Here is a 16,704-nt window from a genome sequence, read left to right as displayed (position 1 = left end):
CCTTAACGGAGCCTTGCTGATTGCGCAAGGGAGGGGGACGTCGAGCTATCTCCGGTCAGGCGTCAACCCGGGAAACGCAACCTTGCCGCCATGATTACGCCAGTCTCGACGATATCCAGAGCTGAATGTCGTCTTCCGCCCATGCGACCGCATATCCCCCAAGCTGAACCGGTTTCGGGAACTTCCCTTCGGACATCCACCGGTAGATCGTCGACCGACCGAGGCCGACGCGGTGTTGGACCTCCTTCAGTCGGATCAGGCGGGTGATCCTGCGCTGCTCGGGTGACGGCGCCGGTTCTGTTTCAGCCATGGCGCCCTCCAAAGCTCGCGCTGCCTTCACCCAGCAACGCATCCTTGCGTTCGAGCTCGTCGATGTGATCAGCCAGAAGCCGCGCGACGCGGTGCGCCGTTCCCTTGGCCCAACGGGGCTTCACGTCATGTACCTGGTTTCCAAGAACCCGCTCAAGGGCAGAGGGAAGTTCGCCGACCAGTTCCTCGAAGAATAGGGCAATGTCGGTCTGAAGCCAGCGGGTTGCCTGATCGCCGCCGGCTCCCAAGAACAGCAGCAGGTGAGCATGCGGCGCCATGCCTGATGAAGCGAGGATGCGCAGCGCTTCGCCAAGGCTCGGGCTTCTCTCGCCGCACAGCGTCCGACGCAGTGCATCCTTATGAAGGTCTGCCTCACGCGCAATTTCGCAGCGGTTGCGCCCGCTCCGTTCAACGGCCGTTTGCAGCAGGTGCGCGAGGTCGCGCCGGGTTTGGCTTTCTCCAAGTACGCCCATGTCGATCACGGTTGTTTCTCCTCTGGCTAGCATGATCGACTCACCGGCTATCGGAAGAGGAAGGGTGTAGGAAAATGAAAAGAACATAAAAGGAACAAAGAGGAAGGAGCGAATCAGACATCTCCTGCGATTCGCGCAGAAATCGGCCAAGCTGGCGCGGTTTCCGACTTCATTGGCGCGATCTTCGGCCTGATTGGCGCTCAAAGAGATCGAGGCAGCGCGATTGCCGGCTCGCGCACCTCTTGATGTCGCTTTTTGCTTGGTCGGCAGGCCCCAACTAACGGTCGCGATTTCCTACAGGGGCATCGAGGGATCACGAAGAACAGACAGCGAACGGGCCCACCGCTTGCTGCTCCTTCAACCCTCGAAAGGCCCTGCCTCATGAATACCCCTCTCCAGTTTGCCCGGCGCACCCAGCTCAAGGACTACATCCTGCCCGCACTGGTTGCCCTCGCCGGTGCCGGCGCGGCCTATGCCGGCGCCGACACCACCTTCGATCCCGCTCTCGTGAAGTTCACCGATTTTCTCGAGGGCTCGGGCGGCAAGATCATCACCGTGCTCAGCCTCGCGGGCGGCCTCATCGGCCTCGCTTCGGGCCGCTTCACGCTCGGTCAGATCGCCGTTCCCGTGGGCGTCGGCATCGGCGTCGGCACTGGCGTGCCGATCGTCACCTCGGTCGTGACCGCGGTCATCTGAACAGCGGATCCGGTCACGGCGGGAGGGCGGCATCATGGCTGACAAGTACCTCGTACCCCAACGGCTCGACGATCCGGAGCTCATTGGCTTCTGGACAATCGACGAGTTCGCGGGGCTGCTGATCCCCTTTGCCTGGGGGATCCTGGCGCAGCACATCTTCATCGGGATCGCTCTCGCCTTTGCGGCCTGGTTCGTCTTGCGGAAGGCGAAATCCGGAAACGCGGGCTCGGCGCTGGTGCATGCTGCCTACTGGTACATGCCCGGGGGTTTCCTCGGGCTGAAAGCCACGCCGCCCTCCCATTGCCGCCTCCTGGCCGGCTGAGGGAGACGAGCGATGCGCGCAGAATTCGCATACGAAGAGGCCCAGAAATACCTGCGTCAGCGCAATTGGCTGGCGCTGGTCGCCGGCGGCCTCGCTGTCACTACGCTGTTCGGCGTGGGTGCGGCAGCAACCCGGGACCGGGAAGTCGTGCTGGTCCCGGTGACCAGCGAACGGCTCTCGCTCTCCAGTGCCGGACCTGACGCGCATTACCTCGAGCTCGTCACCCGCGACACCGCGCTGATGCTGCTCAACCGGAGCCCACAAGGCCTCGACTACTGGATGGCCGAGATCCTGAAGCTCGCCGATCCGGCCGCTCACGGCCGCCTTAAGGCCGAGCTCGTCAAGATCGTGGACGAGCAGCGCGGCTCGGACATCAGCCAGGCCTTCGTCATCCGCAAGATGGAGGTCGATCCGGCCGCCCTCACTTCGACCGTCACCGGCACGCTCAAGACCTTCGTCGGCGCGCAGGTGATCGCCAGCAACGATCGCAGCTTCCGGTTCCGCTGGAGCCGGCATGGCCTCGCCCTCGGCCTCGTCGGCTTCGAGCAGCTGCAAGACCAAAGCCAGAAGGACTGAAGACGGCCATGAGCTATCTTACCCCAACGACCGCGCTTGGCGCCGGTCTCGCCTGTTTCGGAATAGGCGTCACTCGCCGTATCGACACCGGTTTCAAGGCGCTTGGCGCCGCCCTGTGCGCCCTCGCGTTCAGCGCGTCGCCGGCCTTCGCCGATCAGTTCGTCGAAGCTGCCGACAACGCCAAGATCGACTGCGTGCTCTCGCGCAGCGAGCTGACCCGCATCGCGCTGGTAGGCGATGGCTTTGCCAACGTCTCGAAGATCGCCAGCGCCTATCCCTACAACGATTTCACCGTGACCCATGAGCCGGTCCGCGGCGACATCTACATTTCGGTGCCGCCGCAGTTTGCCGCCGACCGGGTCAGCTTCTTCGCGACGAGCAAGGCGGGCTACGTCTACAAGTTCGCGTGCCGGACGGCCGCCCAAGAGGCGAGCCAGATCTTCGTCACCAACCCGGCGCTGAAGACCCATGACGCCGAAGACTGGGAGCAGGCGGCAGGTCCCGATGAGACCGCGATCCGCCTGATCGAAGCCATGGCGGGGGATGCGGTGCTCCCCGGCTTTACGGCCCGCGCCGAACTGGGGCTCCCCCGCAAGACTGGCGGGATCGAGGTCCAGCTGGTCGCGGAATATTCCGGCGCCGAGCTCGTCGGTCAGCGCCTTGTCCTGCGCAACCTTGGCAAGGAGCCGCTCGACCTCGCGGCCGACCGTGAGGGCCCGGCCGGAACAATCGCCTTTGCCTATGGCCGCGATGCGCTGCGTCCCGGCGAGACGACCAGCGCCTTCCTTGTCTTCCGCAAGGGAGGGCTCGAGTAATGGCACACGAAACCGAACGGTCAGGCGGTGAACCCGCAGCCGACAACGGCCAAGTGGCCGCCACCCCTGAGAGCCGGCGCGAAGTTGGACGCCGTAACCTCAATCGCCAGATTGCCCAGCGGCAGAAGGCTTTGCTCATTGGTGTCGGCGCCATCGCCCTCGTCTGCGGCGCGACGTTCCTGTTCAGCGGCGACAAGGACAAAGGCTCGGGAGCTTCCGGCGAAGCGGTGACGATCGACACCGGTGGCCTCGTCAACCGCAACCTTTCCGAACGCGAGTTTGTCGCGACCTACGGCAACCGGGCCGACGCCCAGGACCGCGAGATCAAGGCGCTCAAGGAAGGTCAGGTGTCGCGCCCCGAGCTCGAGCAGCAGCTCGCCGCGCTCAAGACCGAAAATGCGCAGATGCGCACCGACGGTCAGCACGCGATAGATGCGATCTCGGCAGAAAACGCGGCCTTGAAGGTGCAGCTCGACCAGGCCTCGCGCGCACCGGCTGCACCGGTCATGCCGCCACCTGCTTATGGCCCTGGCGTTACCCCCGGCGCTGGCACCACGGCGCCCGGTGCAAATCGGCAGGCCGCCGATGGCCCGCCAGCGGACGCCAAGGTCAGCCTGATGAGTTTCGAGACCGGCGGTGCCGGACCCAAGAAGCCGGCCGGCGACACCGCCGCCCCGCAGCTCCTGCTGCAGGACAGCCCCGATTACCTGCCACCCAATAGCTATGCGCCGGCGCGAGTCATTGTCGGGGTCGATGCCTCGACCGGTGTTGCCAGCCAGACCGATCCGCTCCCCGTGGTGCTGCGGATTACCGGCCCGGCACGCTCGGTCATGCGGCGCGGCAAGGTGCTGACGACCGACATTACCGGCTGCCTCGTCAACGGCGCGGCCCGCGGCGATCTCAGCAGTGAGAAAGTCTATGTGAAGCTCGCGCGCATGACCTGCGCACAGCCGGGCGGCCGCTACGCGGTGAGCGAGGTCAAAGGCTTCATCAGCTTTGCCGGCAAGTCGGGCGTGCGTGGCCGTGTCGTCAGCCGCGAAGGCAGCCTTGTTGGCCAAGCCCTCCTTGCCGGGATCGTCGGCGGCTTTGGCCGGGGCTTCTCGGCCAATGCCAATGGCATCTTCACCGGCCAGATCGGGGCCGATGGCAAGCGGCAGGCGCTCTCGCCGACCGACATTGTCACAGGCGGCATCGGCCAGGGCGCCGGCGAGGCCGCCGACACGGTGAGCAAGTACCTCATCGAACGCGCCGAACAATACCAACCCGTCGTCGAGATGCCGACCGGCATCGAGGTCGAGATCGTCTTTCTCGACGGCGTTCACGTCAGGAGCAACACGAAATGAATTACACGGATTTCCGGCCGGGCTTCAAAGCCCGCGCCGCTACGGCAGCGCTTGCCCTCACTACGGCCTTCGCCGTTGTCAGCCTCGGTCTCGCAGCAGTGACCTCTGCTCCGGCCCAGGCGAGTGACACCTTGAGCGCTGTGCGAGCCGCACTCAAGGCACGCCTTCCCAAGACCCCGATCGACGCGCTCACTTGCGAGGGTTTCGGCGGGCTGTGCGAAGTCGTGTCGGGGAGCACGTTGTTCTACGTCGATGGCTCTGCCCGTTACCTCCTGGTCGGGCGGCTCTACGACATGGAGACGCGCCGTGATGTGACGGCAGCGCGACTGCTCGAGCTCAACCCTGACCTCATCGCCGCCGGTGCAGCACGCGCGGGCGGCGAGAGCAAGGCGCAGGACGAAGAACCGGCGAACGCGGCCCCAGCCAAGGTCGATCTTGCCAAGCTGCCCGCCGATGGCGCCGTGCGTTGGGGCAATCCGACAGGTCCCAAGGTCGTGGTCTTTTCGGACTTCCACTGCGGCTATTGCCAGCGCCTGACCGGCGAACTCGCCAAAGCGGGCGTCCAGGTCGAAGAACGGCCGATCTCGATCTTCGGCGCCAAGAGCCGAGCGCTGTCTGAGGCCGTCCTCTGCGCGTCCGATCCGGCCGCCGCGCTCCACGCCGCCTACGCCGGTGAGGTGCCGAAGGCGCGACTGGGCTGCAAGCCCAAGGGCCTCGATGCAAACGAGGCTTTCGCAAAGGCGAATGGCTTCAACGGCACGCCGGTCCTGGTGCGGGCGAGCGATGGCGCGGTTCTGCAGGGCTATCGCCCGGCGAGCGAAATCCGCCGCTTCCTTGGCCTCACTCCGAACAAGGGAGGCAAGTGATGGGCAGGCCCAACAGATTTACCCTCGCACCGCTGCGCTTTGCGGCGCTCGCCGCCCTCGCTGTAGCCACTAGCGGCTGCGCGGTGCTGGGCGGCAACGTCAAGGGGAGCTTCTCGTGCCGGGCACCGGAGGGCAATTGCGCGCCGACCTCGGTCATCGATGACGCGGCCACTCAGGCTTCCGGCAAAGCGCCCGAAGCGACCAGGCTACCCTCGGCGCGCGTCCTGCCGCAGATATCCGAAGGACGGCTGCGCGTCGTGCTTGCGCCCTATCGCGACGCAGATGGGCGGACGCATGAAGCGCGGGTCGTGGAGGTGCCGCTGCCGACGAGCGCGGCCAGCCAGTTTCAGGATCCGGCGAGCCGCCGCGAAGTTGCTCGGGCACTCGCCCGTGCGGTGAGCGCCGCTCGTCATCCCGAGAGCGCAGTGGAGCCGCCGCATCCGATCGATCCCCCGGCGGATCTTCCTGCCGATCCTGCCTCCACCGCCTTGCCGGACGTGCTGACTGCCCCCTTGCAGCACGCGCCGGCCGGGGGACCCGGGACTGCCTCCCTCCCGGCTCGGGTCCCCCACCCAGATGCACACCATGAGGAGCCTGCTCCTCAGGAAGGTCAACAGCCATGACTCTCTCGCTTGCCAGCGCGCGCGATGCGCTGATGGGGTCGCTGTTTGCGGACACGGCCTCGGCGGAAAAGCCGCGCATGAGCTTCGGCCTCGACATGCTCTCGGACTGGCTCCCGTACCGGGTCTTCGACGAGAGCGCCGGGCTTTACCGCAATGCCCGCTCCAAGGGCTTCATCCTCGAGGTGACGCCGCTCATCGGTGCTGATGAGCGCACCGGCGAAATCCTGGGTCAGTTCTTCTCCGAAGGGCTGCCCCAGGGCGCCTGCCTGCAGGTGCTCAATTTCGCGAGCCCGCGCATCGGCCAAGTGGTCTCGCCGTGGTTCGCACCCCGCTACGAACAGGGCGGAATCTACGAGGCGATCGCGCGCGAACGGATTGCCCGGTTCTATGATCTCGTCTGGGAGAGCGGTTCCGCGCACGCGCCCTTCCACGTGCGCAGCAGCCGTCTGATCGTCTCCTTGGGCGTACCCGACAGCGCGCATGTCACTGATGCCGAACTCGCCGAATGTCGCGAGGGGCTCCTGGGACTCATCCATTCGCTGGGCCTCGAAGCCCAAGCGTTGCGGCCCTCGGCGCTGATCGGGCTGATCGACGAGCTGACGTCGCCGACCACGGCCCGCGAACCCGAGCGTGAAAGCTGGAATCCGCTCGAGCAGATCGACGTCCAGGCGATCCGCAGCGACATCGAGCTCGAGGTCGAAGACGACCGCATGGTGCTGCGAACGGAGCGGTTCCGCGAGATCGGCCGCGACCGCGCGGGCCATCCCGAAGTGGGTGAATGCCTGCCCGACAGCTTCGATTTGCGCCACTTTGCGGTGCGCGCGTTCCCTGAACGCTGGGCGCCATGGGAATGCGCGCGCCTCATCGGCGACATGTTCACCGACAAGCTGCGGTTTCCTTGCCCGACTGCGACAATGCTGTGCCTCGTCTATCCCGACCAGGAGGCAGCTTCTGCGCGCGCGGGCTACAAGTTCATGCGCACCACGAGCCTGAGCCAAACCAAGAGCGCGCGTTTCCTCCCCAAGCTTGCCGACCAGTCGGCCGAGTGGCGGCATGTCCAAAACGAGCTGCAGGCCGGCAAGAAGCTGGTGAAGCTATTCTACGGGCTCACCAGCTATTCGCCGCTCGGCCAAGGCGATGCGCATGAGCGGGTGATCAAGGCGATCTTCAAGGCTGCAGGCTGGGATCTCGCCGACGAGCGATTTCTCCAGCTCCAGGGCCTGGTCGCATCCTTCCCCTTGAGCCTCGCCGATGGGCTGGCGGACGACATGCTGCGCCTGAAGCGCATGCGCACGATGCTTTCGACGACGGCGGCCAATATCGCGCCGATGCAGGGCGAATATCTCGGCCGCGCCGTGCCGCACCTCCTGCTTGTCGGCCGCCGCGGTCAGCCCTTCTGGTGGTCGCCGTTCGAGAACGGGGCCGGCAACCACAACATCGCGATCTGTGGCAAGTCGGGGTCGGGCAAGTCGGTCCTGCTCCAGGAGCTTTGCGCGGCCCTACGCGGCGCGGGCGCTAAAGTCGTCGTGATCGACGATGGCCGCTCGTTTGAGCACTCGGTCAAACTCCAGGGCGGCCGTTTCGTCGAGTTCACGCTGGCAGCAGGCTTCTCGCTCAACCCCTTCTCGATGGTCGACGATGCCCGGGCTGCAAGCGATGAAGACTATCGTCTCGACTGCTTTGCCATGATCAAAGCCATCATCGGCCAGATGGCGCGGCACGATGACAAGCCAAGCGATACCGAGCGCGGCCTCATCGACCGGGCGGTAACGACGGTCTGGGACACGCTCGGTAGCGGCGGCAGCATCGACGATATCGCGGCGGCCCTTGAACAGGGCGGCGGTGAACTCGGCGTCAATCTCGCGACCGCGATCGCCCCCTATTGCCGGGGCGGAAGCTACGGCGGGTTCTTTTCCGGTCAGGCCAGCTTCGCGCTCGACGATGATTTCACCGTCTTCGAGATGAGCGACCTTGCGAGCCGCGAGGAGCTCAGAAGCGTCGTCCTCTCGGCGATCATGTTCATGACCGGCCAGGCCATGACGCGCACGTCGCGGGCAACGCGCAAGCTGCTGCTGATCGACGAGGCGTGGTCGATGCTGCGGGGCGGCTCGATGGGCGAGTTCGTCGAGACCTATGCCCGCACCGCGCGCAAATACGGTGGCGCGCTCGCGACCGCCACCCAGTCGCTCAACGACTACTACAAGTCGGACGGCGCCCGCGCCGCGCTCGAGAACAGCGACTGGATGCTGATCCTGCAGCAGAAGGCCGAGACGATTGCCGATTTCCGGCAAAGCGCCCGGCTCGACATGGACGATCGCACCGAGACCCTGATCCGGTCCTTGAAGCGCTCGGGCGCGGAGTATTCCGAGATCTTCATCAAGGGCCCGGAGACCGAGGCGATTGGCCGTCTGGTTCTGGATTCGCTCTCGGCGACGATCTTTTCGTCCGACCCCGACACTTACGCCGCGATCCAGGCGCTCGAGGCCCGCGGCATGCCGCTCGCCGATGCGATCCGAAAGGTTGCGGGCCTGCCGTTGGGAGAGCGCTGATGGCCTTCCACCAGACACCCTTCGACCACATCGGCGTGTGGTCGCCGCCTCAGCGCCTACTGCCGTTTCTGCAGGGGACATGCTTTCTCCTCATCGAGGCCTCGCGTTTTGCGGTCTCGAGCCTGCTGATTGTGCTCGGACTGCCGCTCTTTGCGTTCCTATTCCTCGCGGGCTGGGACCTGGGACTTCTCTTCTCGCAGCTTGCCAATCTTGCCGACCATTACCGCGAGGCGGACGCAATCCGGCGGATTGCCTTCTCGCAGGACCTTCAGGGCGTGTTCCTCGCGACCTCGCTTGGCGTGCTCGTGGCACGCGCACCGCGGTTCCTGAAGCGCCTCGAAATAGCGCTCGCTCCGGCATCCAAGGAGACCACCAATGGCTGATGCTCGACCATTTCAGTCCTTCAATCGTTCCCTTGTGCTCCGGCTTGGCGGCGTACTCCTCGCGGTCTGCCTCCTTCTCTGGGGCGCCTGGGTCAGCCGCGAAGTGGCGCGTCCCCGTGAGCAAATCGTCACCGTGCGCCTGTCTGAAACGATCGCGCGCTTCGTCGATGCCGAAGCGCGCAGCGGCAAGGCGCCCGAGGATGGGCAGGCTCGGACGCTGGCTTACCTTCAGGCCGCCGAGGCCGCTGTGCGCGAAATGGGCAGCAATGGTCGGGTTGTGCTGGTCGCCGAAGCGGTGCTCAGCGGTGACGTCCCCGATGCCACGGGCGAACTCGAGCAGCGGGTTGCCGCCAAGCTTGGCCGGGAGAAGCGGCCATGACGGATCTTGTCGCCCGCACGCTGCGCCGGGTCCGGCGTCCGTTGCTCCTCACCGGGATTGTCGCCCTGCCGTTTGCCTGGGCGCCGATCGCCGCTTTCGGTGAGGACCATGCATTTCTCATAAATGCGAGCCCGAGCCTGCCCAACTGGGCCTTCTGGCTCGACAAGTCGGCGCCGATTTCGCGCGGCAGCCTGATCTTCTTCGAGCCGCCAGCCTCGCCGATGCTCGAGAGGCATTTCGGGAAAGGTCCGCACCTTTTCGGCAAGCGCGTGCTCGGCCTGCCGGGCGACGTGGTGAGCCACGAGGGCGCCGAGGTCTTGGTCAACGGGCGCAAGGTCGGCGCGCGTCTGACGAAAACCCGGCTCGGGCTCAAGCTCAGCCCCGGACCCGAAGGCGTCATCCCGCGGAACTGCTTCTATGTCGGGAGCGACCATCCGCGCGGCTTCGACAGCCGCTACGCCGAAGTGGGCTTTGCCTGCCGTGGCCACATTCTTGGCAGTGGGAGGTCGATCCTGTGAGGCGCGCGCTTTTCCTTCCGCTCTGCCTCGCCTGCGTCCCTGCGGCCGAGGCTCGTGACTATGGTCAGCAAGGCGCGGTCTTCCCGGTGATCGAGCGCGATCTCCTTGAGCAGATCCATACGCGGCTGACCGCCATGGAAAAGTCGGGCGAGACCAAGCGGCTCAATCAGGAACTGCAGCAGCGCACGGCGACCCGGGTCAACCGGCCCGAACCGGTCGACGGGCTCGTCCGCGCGAGCGCCGCCCGCCGCTGGAGCTTTGATCCGACGATCACGCTCGAGACCGATATTCGAGGCGCCAAGGGCGAGCTCATTCATGCCCGCGGCACGCGCGTGAACCCGCTCGACAGCGTGCCACTGCGCGCCGAGCTCCTGTTCTTCGACGGCGACGATCCCGAGCAGCTCGCCTGGGCGCTGAGCCAGTCTAGGGCTGCGAAGCTCATCCTCACCAAAGGCGCTCCGCTCGAGCTGATGAAGGCACGGCAGCGGCGCTTCTACTTCGATCAGGGCGGCAAACTCATCCGCCACTTTGGGATCGGCGCGGTACCCGCGCGGGTGCGCCAGCAAGGCCGCGCACTCGAAGTCAGCGAGATCGTCCTTCCACCCCGTCAAGGAGTCCGCCCATGACACATCTTCGTCGTCTGGTAGCGGCTGCGCTCGGAGCGCTGGGCCTGATGCTGGCCAGTCCAGCCAGTGCAGATGCGGGCCCCGGCCGCTGCACCGGCAGCTTCGTCAACCCGATCACTGACATCTGCTGGTCCTGCCTGTTTCCGATCTCGGTCGGGGGCCTCAAGATCTGGCCGTCGAGCCGTCCAGATCCTTCCAACCCGACCCTGCCGCTGTGCCTTTGCGGTTTGCGGCCGGGCATCGCCATGGGCTTCTGGGAGCCGGTCCGACTTGCCGACGTCAGCATGAAGCCATGGTGCTTCGTCAACCTGGGCGGGATGAAGCTCGATCCTGGGTTCGATATCGGTTTTCGCTCGATCAAGGGGCCATCGGCGATCGGTGGGGCAAGCCAGAATTACTCGAGCTGGCACGTCCACTGGTATGCCTATCCACTGATCTACTGGATGGAGATCGTCACCGATTTCCTGTGCCTGGAATCGGGCTCGATCGACATTCTCTACATCTCCGAGATCGATCCGCTCTGGCAGGACAGCGAACTCACCGCGATCATCAATCCCGAGGCGGTCCTGTTCGCCAACCCGCTCGCGCTCGCCGCCTGCGCTGCCGATTGCGTGTCCTCGACAGTCCACCTGCCGGTTGACGAGATGTTCTGGTGCGCTGGCTGCCAGGGCTCGATGTACCCGATGAACGGCAACGTCTCGGCCTCGATCGGGCATGTCCAGGCTTCGCGGCTCGTGCTCTCGCGCTTTGCCTACAAGCTCCACCGCGAGCTCGTCGCCTGGGGCACGATGGGCAGCAAGGGACTCTGCGGCAAATACCTGATGCCGGTGATGCGCAAGCAGCAATACCGCTTCCAGGCCACCAATCCGAACCCGGCGACCAAGGGGCGCTATGCCTGCCCCCCGATCGGTGCCGCCACCACCTTTCAATCGGCCGGACAGGTCATCCCCGCGATCGGCGAGGACATGGGCTACCTCGTCTGGCGCAAGCGGAACTGCTGCGCACTATGAACCGGAAACTCCTTCTCATCCCGCTGGGACTGGCCGTACCCCTCGCGGGCCTCGCGCTCGCTCAGAGTGCCCCCGACGGCATCGACCTCGACGCCATTCGTGCCCGCTCGGCAGAGCATGCCGAGGACGCAGCCGCCCTGGCGGCGACAGTCCGCGGGCGGGCCGAAGCGCTGCACCATGACGCGCTCCAAACCCAGGACCGGGCCCAATCCGCTGGCGCACGCTATGCCGACAGCCTGCCACCTATGTCGAAAAGCACGGACGTCCTCGATTTCGATGCGATGGTTCGCGAGCGGGCTGAGGCGGAAAAGGCGCCGCTTGGCGAGAGCCCGCGCTTCATCGCCTTTGCCAGCCTGTCGATGCCGCCCGAGGCCTTGAAGGCCGTGGTGCGCGACATGGGCCGCGCCGGCGGCGTGACGGTGCTGCGGGGCTTTCCATCCGGCGATTCCGCCCGGTTCAAGGCGCTCCTGACCGAGATCTGGCAAGGCGAGGATGCCCCGCAGGCGCTCGGCATCGACCCGCGTCTGTTCCGCGCCTTTCACATCGAGGCCGCACCGAGCTTTGTCATGGTGGGGAGCGACTTCGCTCCTTGCGATGGCTTTGATTGCCAGGACGTTCCGCCGCCTCACGACCGGCTGACCGGCAATGTGACGGTCGGGCAGGTCCTCGAAACCTTCAAGGACGGTGCCGGCCCCGGGGCCGCGCTGGCGCGCCTCCATCTTGCCCGCCTCGAAAAGGGAGAGGATCGATGAGACAGATCCTGATGCTGCTTTGCACCGGGCTGCTATCGGCTGGCGCGGTTCAGTCGGCCACGGCCCAATCGAATTCAGGGCAGACGACCGCGGACGCGAAGGCCGATGGCAAGGCATTCGGCAACGCGGTGATCGACCAGGTGAAGAATGCAGCGACGACTGCACCCGATGCCTCGCGCGTTCCCGGTTTCAACCCCGCCGGGACGCAGAGTCTGGAAGATCTGGCCGCCCATCCGGACCGGATCGAGGGCGCGGCGCGCAGTACAGCCACCGGCAACACGGCCATCCGCACGATCGAGGACTCGATGAACAATCGGGCGCGCTTCTCACCCCAGGAAATCAAGAGCATCCTCGCGCGATCGGGCAAGATCAGCGAGACCCCGCTCGACTACACCAGCGGCATGTCGGTTTCCGGCTCGAAGGGCAATTGCGTGCCGCTGCCGCCGGGTACCGGCTCTGTCGGGACTTACATGGCGACCTGCAACACCGGTTATACGGCCGAGCAGAAGTCCGCATCCTGTCCGATCACGCTGGAGGCCAGCGCGGCCCCACGACAAATCTATGGCTATTACTGCGTCGGCGGCAGCGGGGTCGATCCCGCCAGCATCTACGCTTGCAGCCATTATCCGGCACCGCAGTGCACGGTCACTCAGTCCTGGCCGATCAACCTGGACTTGTAACGGTTTTGCGCCGGTCACCTGAGCGATTAGAGCTCGCAACAGGAGACCGACGAGATGATCAAGCATACAGAAGAGTTCAAGCAAGAGGCGGTACGGATCGCGCTGACCAGCGGGTTGCCGCGCGATCGGGTTGCATCGGATTTGGGGATAGGGAAGTCGACGCTGGGCAAGTGGGTATCGCAGTATCGGCCCAGTGATCTGGTTTCAGCGCCGCAGGCAGATCTGGCGCGTGAGAATGAACGCCTTCGCCTTGAGAACCGTGTGCTGCGGGAGGAGAGGGAAGTGCTAAAAAAGGCCACGCAGTTCTTCGCGAGCCAAAGGCCGTGAAGTTCGCATTTGTGCATAGCTGGCGGCACCGGTGGCCCGTTGAACTGCTCTGCCGTGTCATGGATGTCAGTGAACGCGGCTATCGTTCCTGGCGCTCGCGCCCGATCAGCAGGCGGGAGCGGACAGATATGAAAGTGCTGGCCCATATCCGGGAACAGTACAGGCTGAGCCTTGGCAGCTACGGCCGTCCTCGCATGACGATGGAGTTGAAGGAGGTAGGGCTCGATGTTGGCGAGCGCCGGGTCGGGCGGCTGATGAAGATCAACGGGATCAAGCCAGTCCGCACGCGCAAGCACAAGGTTACGACTGACAGCCACCATCGCCTGGGTGTCGCAGCGAACTGGCTGGACGGCGATTTTGCCGCAGATGCGCCCAACCGTAAATGGGCCGGCGACATCACCTATATCTGGACGTCCGAAGGCTGGCTCTACCTTGCCGTCATTCTCGATCTGCATAGCCGTCGCGTCGTAGGCTGGGCAGTCAGCGACAGGATGAAGAAAGACCTGGCGATCAGGGCGCTGGATATGGCGGTGCGCCTGCGCCAGCCTCCCGAGGGCTGCCTTTTCCATTCGGATCGCGGTAGCCAATATTGCTCCTACGACTATCAGAAAAAGCTGCAGGCCTATGGCCTGCGTCCATCAATGAGCGGCAAGGGAAATTGCTACGACAATGCGTCCGTCGAGACCTTCTTCAAATCCCTGAAGGCGGAACTCATCTGGCGGCAGAGCTGGCCGACGCGGCGTCAGGCAGAAGCCGCCATCTTTCAGTACATCAATGGCTTCTACAACACCCGTCGCCGCCATTCATATCTAGGCGGCATCAGCCCGCTCGCGTTCGAAGCCAAGGTGGCATAATGAGATAGGTGACCGGCACAAAACCGTTACAAGTCCACAGCCCATGCCCACCCATCAGCTATCCGGTTTCACGACGGAAGCAACCGCCGACATCATCTCTCGGCCGTCCGCCGATCTTGTCGCGCTGTCCAGCAACGAACTGATGGTTGCGCGCAAGCTTGCCTATAATCCCGAAAACGACGCGCTTGGCGAAGGTGATTTCTGGGCCGAATATATGGAAAGCGAGGACGACTGCATGGCCGCGCGCCAGGTCGTTCCGTTCGACACATTCACGCTTTCCGTCTGGCATACCCTTGCCGCCGACATGTTCGAGGAACGATCCGATGAACGCGATGCATCCCAGATCGACCGGCTGATCGAAAGGCGCGGCCTGTTTCCTCATGATCCCGCCAATCGTCCTTGGCGTATCGCGCTTCCCGCAATCGAACTCCAAATCGCGCTTGAAAAGGATATCAAAGCAGGTTCGTGTCGGACTGCCGATGCCCGGATACGGGTCGATGCCCTCGATCAATTGTCCGGCATGGAGCCCGACTTCTATACGGATAGGGAAGCCATATCGACCGCAGGCTGGGACGCTCTTTCGGTCACCATCTTCGAACAGACCTGCACTGCGCCGACGGGCGTGCGCTTCGGGAACATCTTCGATCGACCCGACCTGACGACCGGAACGCCGCTCGCGCACGCCCGCGCCCAACTCTTCGAACTCCAGACGGCGCTCGCTTCCGCCACACGGAGCCGACGGCAGGATCCTGCGTTCAAAATCTATGTGCGGGGCATGATGGACGAGCTGCTCGCGATGCCTCCGCTGCTGGAGGCGATCCATAATGACCACAGCGGCGCATTCCGCGTCGTGGCCGCCTTTCTCGACGATCATCATCCCGAATGGTCCGAGGGGCTCTCGAAGAACCAGGCATTCAGTCCCTTGCTGCCCCTGCCTGTCGACTGGAATGGCCACGTCGATATCGTTGGCCTGGTGCAGGACTCGCGCGCCCGCATGTCCGCCGAAACGGTGGGTGTCGCGCCGCAGTTCTTCGGACTCTATGCCGGACGCCGCGATGGCAGTTCCGTCTGGCTCGGGGCGGCGGCCTGCGAAGCCGATGCTCATGCGCTGGTGACCCGGTTGGGCTAACCCGGCCCCATATCGATCCGCTCATTGGCGCGGCAGACTGGTGCAACAACAGGGCGGCAACATGGCGCCCTTCGCGTTCTCCACAGGGGGAAAGGGGGTGGTTGGTGGATGAGTTTCATCTGGGAGTTCACCAACCATGTCCAGCAGCCAGCGAACCACGAACACCCCCGAAATCATCGTAACCGACAGCATCACCTGTCCCAACTGCGGCGCAGCCGAGTGCTATGATGATCCCACGAGCCCTACAGGCAAGCGGTTCAACATCAACGCCTATAAGGTCGGCGACAAGCACGGTTACTGGTGGAGCCGTTGCAACCTTTGCAATAGCTGGTTCTAGAAGGGCAGGAGGATTTCCGGCTCCCGCAAGCGTAACCGTCTTTCGTCTCACCGACCCTTCGCTTGAGAAGCGTGACGTCGCGGAGGCCAGCATGAACATAGAGATCATCGTCGGCCTCCCGCATCTCAATCGTGGCCCGCTTCTCCAGCGCGCGATCGAGATGCGCTATCCGGTCCTCATTTCAGCGAACGCGCTGTCGCGATGGGATCGCCGCGAGGGCTATGCGCGCTGGGCGGGCTGGAACCTGCGTTCGCTGGCCAATGCCTCGCGCCTGGTGTCGATCGACCTCGACTCCGCCGGCTTTGTCGTCGCTCATCGCTACCGCGGGCTGCCCTGGACGGCCGATGACTATATCGAACTGGCCGCAAGCTACCCATTTCGGCGCTTCGCGAGCCTCGACCTGTGCACCGAAGAGGAAATTGCCCGCGACCGCGACGAAGTCCTCGACCGTATCTCGCGCACCATCGCGCTCAATCATGCCTGTCATGCAAGAGCCGCCGATCGCGGAATCGATGCCCGGTTCATGCCCGTCATCCAGGGACGGCATCCCGACGACTATCTGCGATGCCTCGACGGCATTGCCGGTATCCTTCGGCCAGGCATGGTTGTCGGTATCGGCTCCATGTGCCGCCGCACGGTGTCCGGTCCTGATGGGCTTCTCGCGGTGCTAAGCCGGCTCGACCGGGACGCAGACCCTGCGCTCCGCTTCCACCTTTTCGGTGTGAAGGGAACAGCCCTCCATTATTTGCGGCCGCTTGCGCATCGCATCGCCAGCCTCGATTCCTGCGCCTATTCTCTGGCCGCGCGGATCGAGGCGTGGCGCGAAGGCTTTTCGAAGACCGACGAGTTCGTTGCCGGTCATATGGAGCGATGGCAACGCCGGCAGCAGGCCCGGCTCGACGGGGGCGACGCCGCATTCCAGCATCATCTGCCGCTCACGAAACCTGCGCTTTCGGCCGGAAACGCATGGGACAGAGCACTCGATCTCGCCCGGGCGGAAATCCGCACTTTGATCGAACAAGGGGAGATCGCGCACGAGCAAATCACCGAAGGGTGGGTCGCGCAGTGGGCGGCTGAAACCTATAGCGCCACGTAGTAACGCAGGTCCTGGTGAATTTAGCCTCGGTCGCTGACCTA

The 16,704-nt window shown here is 64.6% G+C and carries 21 protein-coding genes; 19 read left to right on the top strand and 2 right to left on the bottom strand.

From position 1 onward, the window contains the following. Nucleotides 1-94 precede the first annotated feature (94 nt). Together KFK14_RS21210 and KFK14_RS21205 are read right to left on the bottom strand one after the other, a co-directional pair. Nucleotides 95-310 carry a helix-turn-helix transcriptional regulator gene (locus KFK14_RS21210; RefSeq protein WP_212608998.1) on the bottom strand — a complete coding sequence of 72 codons (216 nt, stop codon included), beginning with the start codon at nucleotides 308-310 and terminating at the stop codon, nucleotides 95-97. Next, nucleotides 303-986, bottom strand: a complete 684-nt coding sequence (locus tag KFK14_RS21205; RefSeq protein WP_246524724.1) for a hypothetical protein — start codon at nucleotides 984-986, stop codon at nucleotides 303-305. The genes KFK14_RS21210 and KFK14_RS21205 overlap by 8 nt, the downstream gene beginning before the upstream one ends. Before the next feature lie 177 nt (nucleotides 987-1,163). On the opposite strand from KFK14_RS21205, the gene KFK14_RS21200 reads away from it, so the two are divergent. From KFK14_RS21200 to KFK14_RS21110, 19 genes are all read left to right on the top strand, one after another. Further along, nucleotides 1,164-1,478: a hypothetical protein gene (locus tag KFK14_RS21200; RefSeq protein ID WP_070157785.1), complete on the top strand. Its 315-nt coding sequence runs from the start codon at nucleotides 1,164-1,166 to the stop codon at nucleotides 1,476-1,478. A 34-nt stretch (nucleotides 1,479-1,512) separates the two neighbouring features. Continuing rightward, nucleotides 1,513-1,800 carry a type IV conjugative transfer system protein TraL gene (gene traL / locus KFK14_RS21195; protein ID WP_070157786.1) on the top strand — a complete coding sequence of 96 codons (288 nt, stop codon included), beginning with the start codon at nucleotides 1,513-1,515 and terminating at the stop codon, nucleotides 1,798-1,800. Nucleotides 1,801-1,812: 12 nt separating this feature from the next. Next, nucleotides 1,813-2,376, top strand: coding sequence for a type IV conjugative transfer system protein TraE (locus tag KFK14_RS21190; RefSeq protein ID WP_030538243.1), 564 nt, complete (start codon nucleotides 1,813-1,815; stop codon nucleotides 2,374-2,376). Nucleotides 2,377-2,384: 8 nt separating this feature from the next. After that, complete coding sequence (locus tag KFK14_RS21185) at nucleotides 2,385-3,191, top strand: type-F conjugative transfer system secretin TraK (protein ID WP_212608997.1); 807 nt, start codon at nucleotides 2,385-2,387, stop codon at nucleotides 3,189-3,191. Next, entirely contained in the window at nucleotides 3,191-4,534 is a 1,344-nt protein-coding gene (locus tag KFK14_RS21180) for a TraB/VirB10 family protein (protein WP_212608996.1), read from the top strand. Before KFK14_RS21185 ends, KFK14_RS21180 begins: the two co-directional genes overlap by 1 nt. Next, nucleotides 4,531-5,400, top strand: a complete 870-nt coding sequence (locus KFK14_RS21175; RefSeq protein ID WP_212608995.1) for a DsbC family protein — start codon at nucleotides 4,531-4,533, stop codon at nucleotides 5,398-5,400. The genes KFK14_RS21180 and KFK14_RS21175 overlap by 4 nt, the downstream gene beginning before the upstream one ends. Continuing rightward, the gene (locus KFK14_RS21170) at nucleotides 5,400-6,023 is read left to right on the top strand and encodes a hypothetical protein (protein WP_212611252.1); all 624 of its coding nucleotides are present in this window, start codon (nucleotides 5,400-5,402) and stop codon (nucleotides 6,021-6,023) included. Before KFK14_RS21175 ends, KFK14_RS21170 begins: the two co-directional genes overlap by 1 nt. Further along, nucleotides 6,020-8,572 carry a type IV secretion system protein TraC gene (gene traC, locus KFK14_RS21165; RefSeq protein WP_212608994.1) on the top strand — a complete coding sequence of 851 codons (2,553 nt, stop codon included), beginning with the start codon at nucleotides 6,020-6,022 and terminating at the stop codon, nucleotides 8,570-8,572. Before KFK14_RS21170 ends, traC begins: the two co-directional genes overlap by 4 nt. After that, nucleotides 8,572-8,955 carry a hypothetical protein gene (locus KFK14_RS21160; protein WP_212608993.1) on the top strand — a complete coding sequence of 128 codons (384 nt, stop codon included), beginning with the start codon at nucleotides 8,572-8,574 and terminating at the stop codon, nucleotides 8,953-8,955. Before traC ends, KFK14_RS21160 begins: the two co-directional genes overlap by 1 nt. Beyond that, nucleotides 8,948-9,334, top strand: coding sequence for a TrbI F-type domain-containing protein (locus tag KFK14_RS21155; protein ID WP_212608992.1), 387 nt, complete (start codon nucleotides 8,948-8,950; stop codon nucleotides 9,332-9,334). Before KFK14_RS21160 ends, KFK14_RS21155 begins: the two co-directional genes overlap by 8 nt. Beyond that, nucleotides 9,331-9,852 carry a S26 family signal peptidase gene (locus tag KFK14_RS21150; protein WP_212608991.1) on the top strand — a complete coding sequence of 174 codons (522 nt, stop codon included), beginning with the start codon at nucleotides 9,331-9,333 and terminating at the stop codon, nucleotides 9,850-9,852. Before KFK14_RS21155 ends, KFK14_RS21150 begins: the two co-directional genes overlap by 4 nt. Continuing rightward, nucleotides 9,849-10,478, top strand: a complete 630-nt coding sequence (traW, locus tag KFK14_RS21145; RefSeq protein WP_212608990.1) for a type-F conjugative transfer system protein TraW — start codon at nucleotides 9,849-9,851, stop codon at nucleotides 10,476-10,478. The genes KFK14_RS21150 and traW overlap by 4 nt, the downstream gene beginning before the upstream one ends. Beyond that, nucleotides 10,475-11,488, top strand: coding sequence for a conjugal transfer pilus assembly protein TraU (gene traU / locus KFK14_RS21140; protein WP_030538253.1), 1,014 nt, complete (start codon nucleotides 10,475-10,477; stop codon nucleotides 11,486-11,488). The genes traW and traU overlap by 4 nt, the downstream gene beginning before the upstream one ends. Continuing rightward, nucleotides 11,485-12,240 carry a type-F conjugative transfer system pilin assembly protein TrbC gene (locus KFK14_RS21135; protein ID WP_212608989.1) on the top strand — a complete coding sequence of 252 codons (756 nt, stop codon included), beginning with the start codon at nucleotides 11,485-11,487 and terminating at the stop codon, nucleotides 12,238-12,240. The genes traU and KFK14_RS21135 overlap by 4 nt, the downstream gene beginning before the upstream one ends. Beyond that, complete coding sequence (locus KFK14_RS21130) at nucleotides 12,237-12,920, top strand: hypothetical protein (RefSeq protein WP_212608988.1); 684 nt, start codon at nucleotides 12,237-12,239, stop codon at nucleotides 12,918-12,920. The genes KFK14_RS21135 and KFK14_RS21130 overlap by 4 nt, the downstream gene beginning before the upstream one ends. 54 nt (nucleotides 12,921-12,974) lie before the next feature. Beyond that, nucleotides 12,975-14,101, top strand: a protein-coding gene (locus KFK14_RS21125; RefSeq protein WP_115288562.1) for an IS3 family transposase whose coding sequence is annotated in 2 segments (ribosomal slippage) — nucleotides 12,975-13,206 and nucleotides 13,206-14,101 — 1,128 coding nt in all. Because the reading frame shifts where the segments join, the coding sequence is not laid out codon by codon here. 43 nt (nucleotides 14,102-14,144) lie between these two features. Beyond that, complete coding sequence (locus tag KFK14_RS21120; protein ID WP_021244102.1) at nucleotides 14,145-15,230, top strand: hypothetical protein; 1,086 nt, start codon at nucleotides 14,145-14,147, stop codon at nucleotides 15,228-15,230. A 136-nt stretch (nucleotides 15,231-15,366) separates the two neighbouring features. Continuing rightward, a complete protein-coding gene (locus KFK14_RS21115; RefSeq protein WP_021244103.1) occupies nucleotides 15,367-15,567 on the top strand; it encodes a hypothetical protein in 201 nt (66 codons plus the stop codon). 91 nt (nucleotides 15,568-15,658) lie between these two features. Beyond that, on the top strand, nucleotides 15,659-16,663 hold the full coding sequence (locus KFK14_RS21110; RefSeq protein WP_013846873.1) for a deazapurine DNA modification protein DpdA family protein: 1,005 nt from the start codon (nucleotides 15,659-15,661) through the stop codon (nucleotides 16,661-16,663). Nucleotides 16,664-16,704 lie beyond the last annotated feature (41 nt).

The organism is Sphingobium phenoxybenzoativorans, from assembly GCF_018286635.1.
Classification (GTDB): domain Bacteria; phylum Pseudomonadota; class Alphaproteobacteria; order Sphingomonadales; family Sphingomonadaceae; genus Sphingobium; species Sphingobium phenoxybenzoativorans.
The sequence above is the reverse complement of the archived record's forward strand: the minus strand, read 5'-3'. Positions and strand labels throughout refer to the sequence as shown.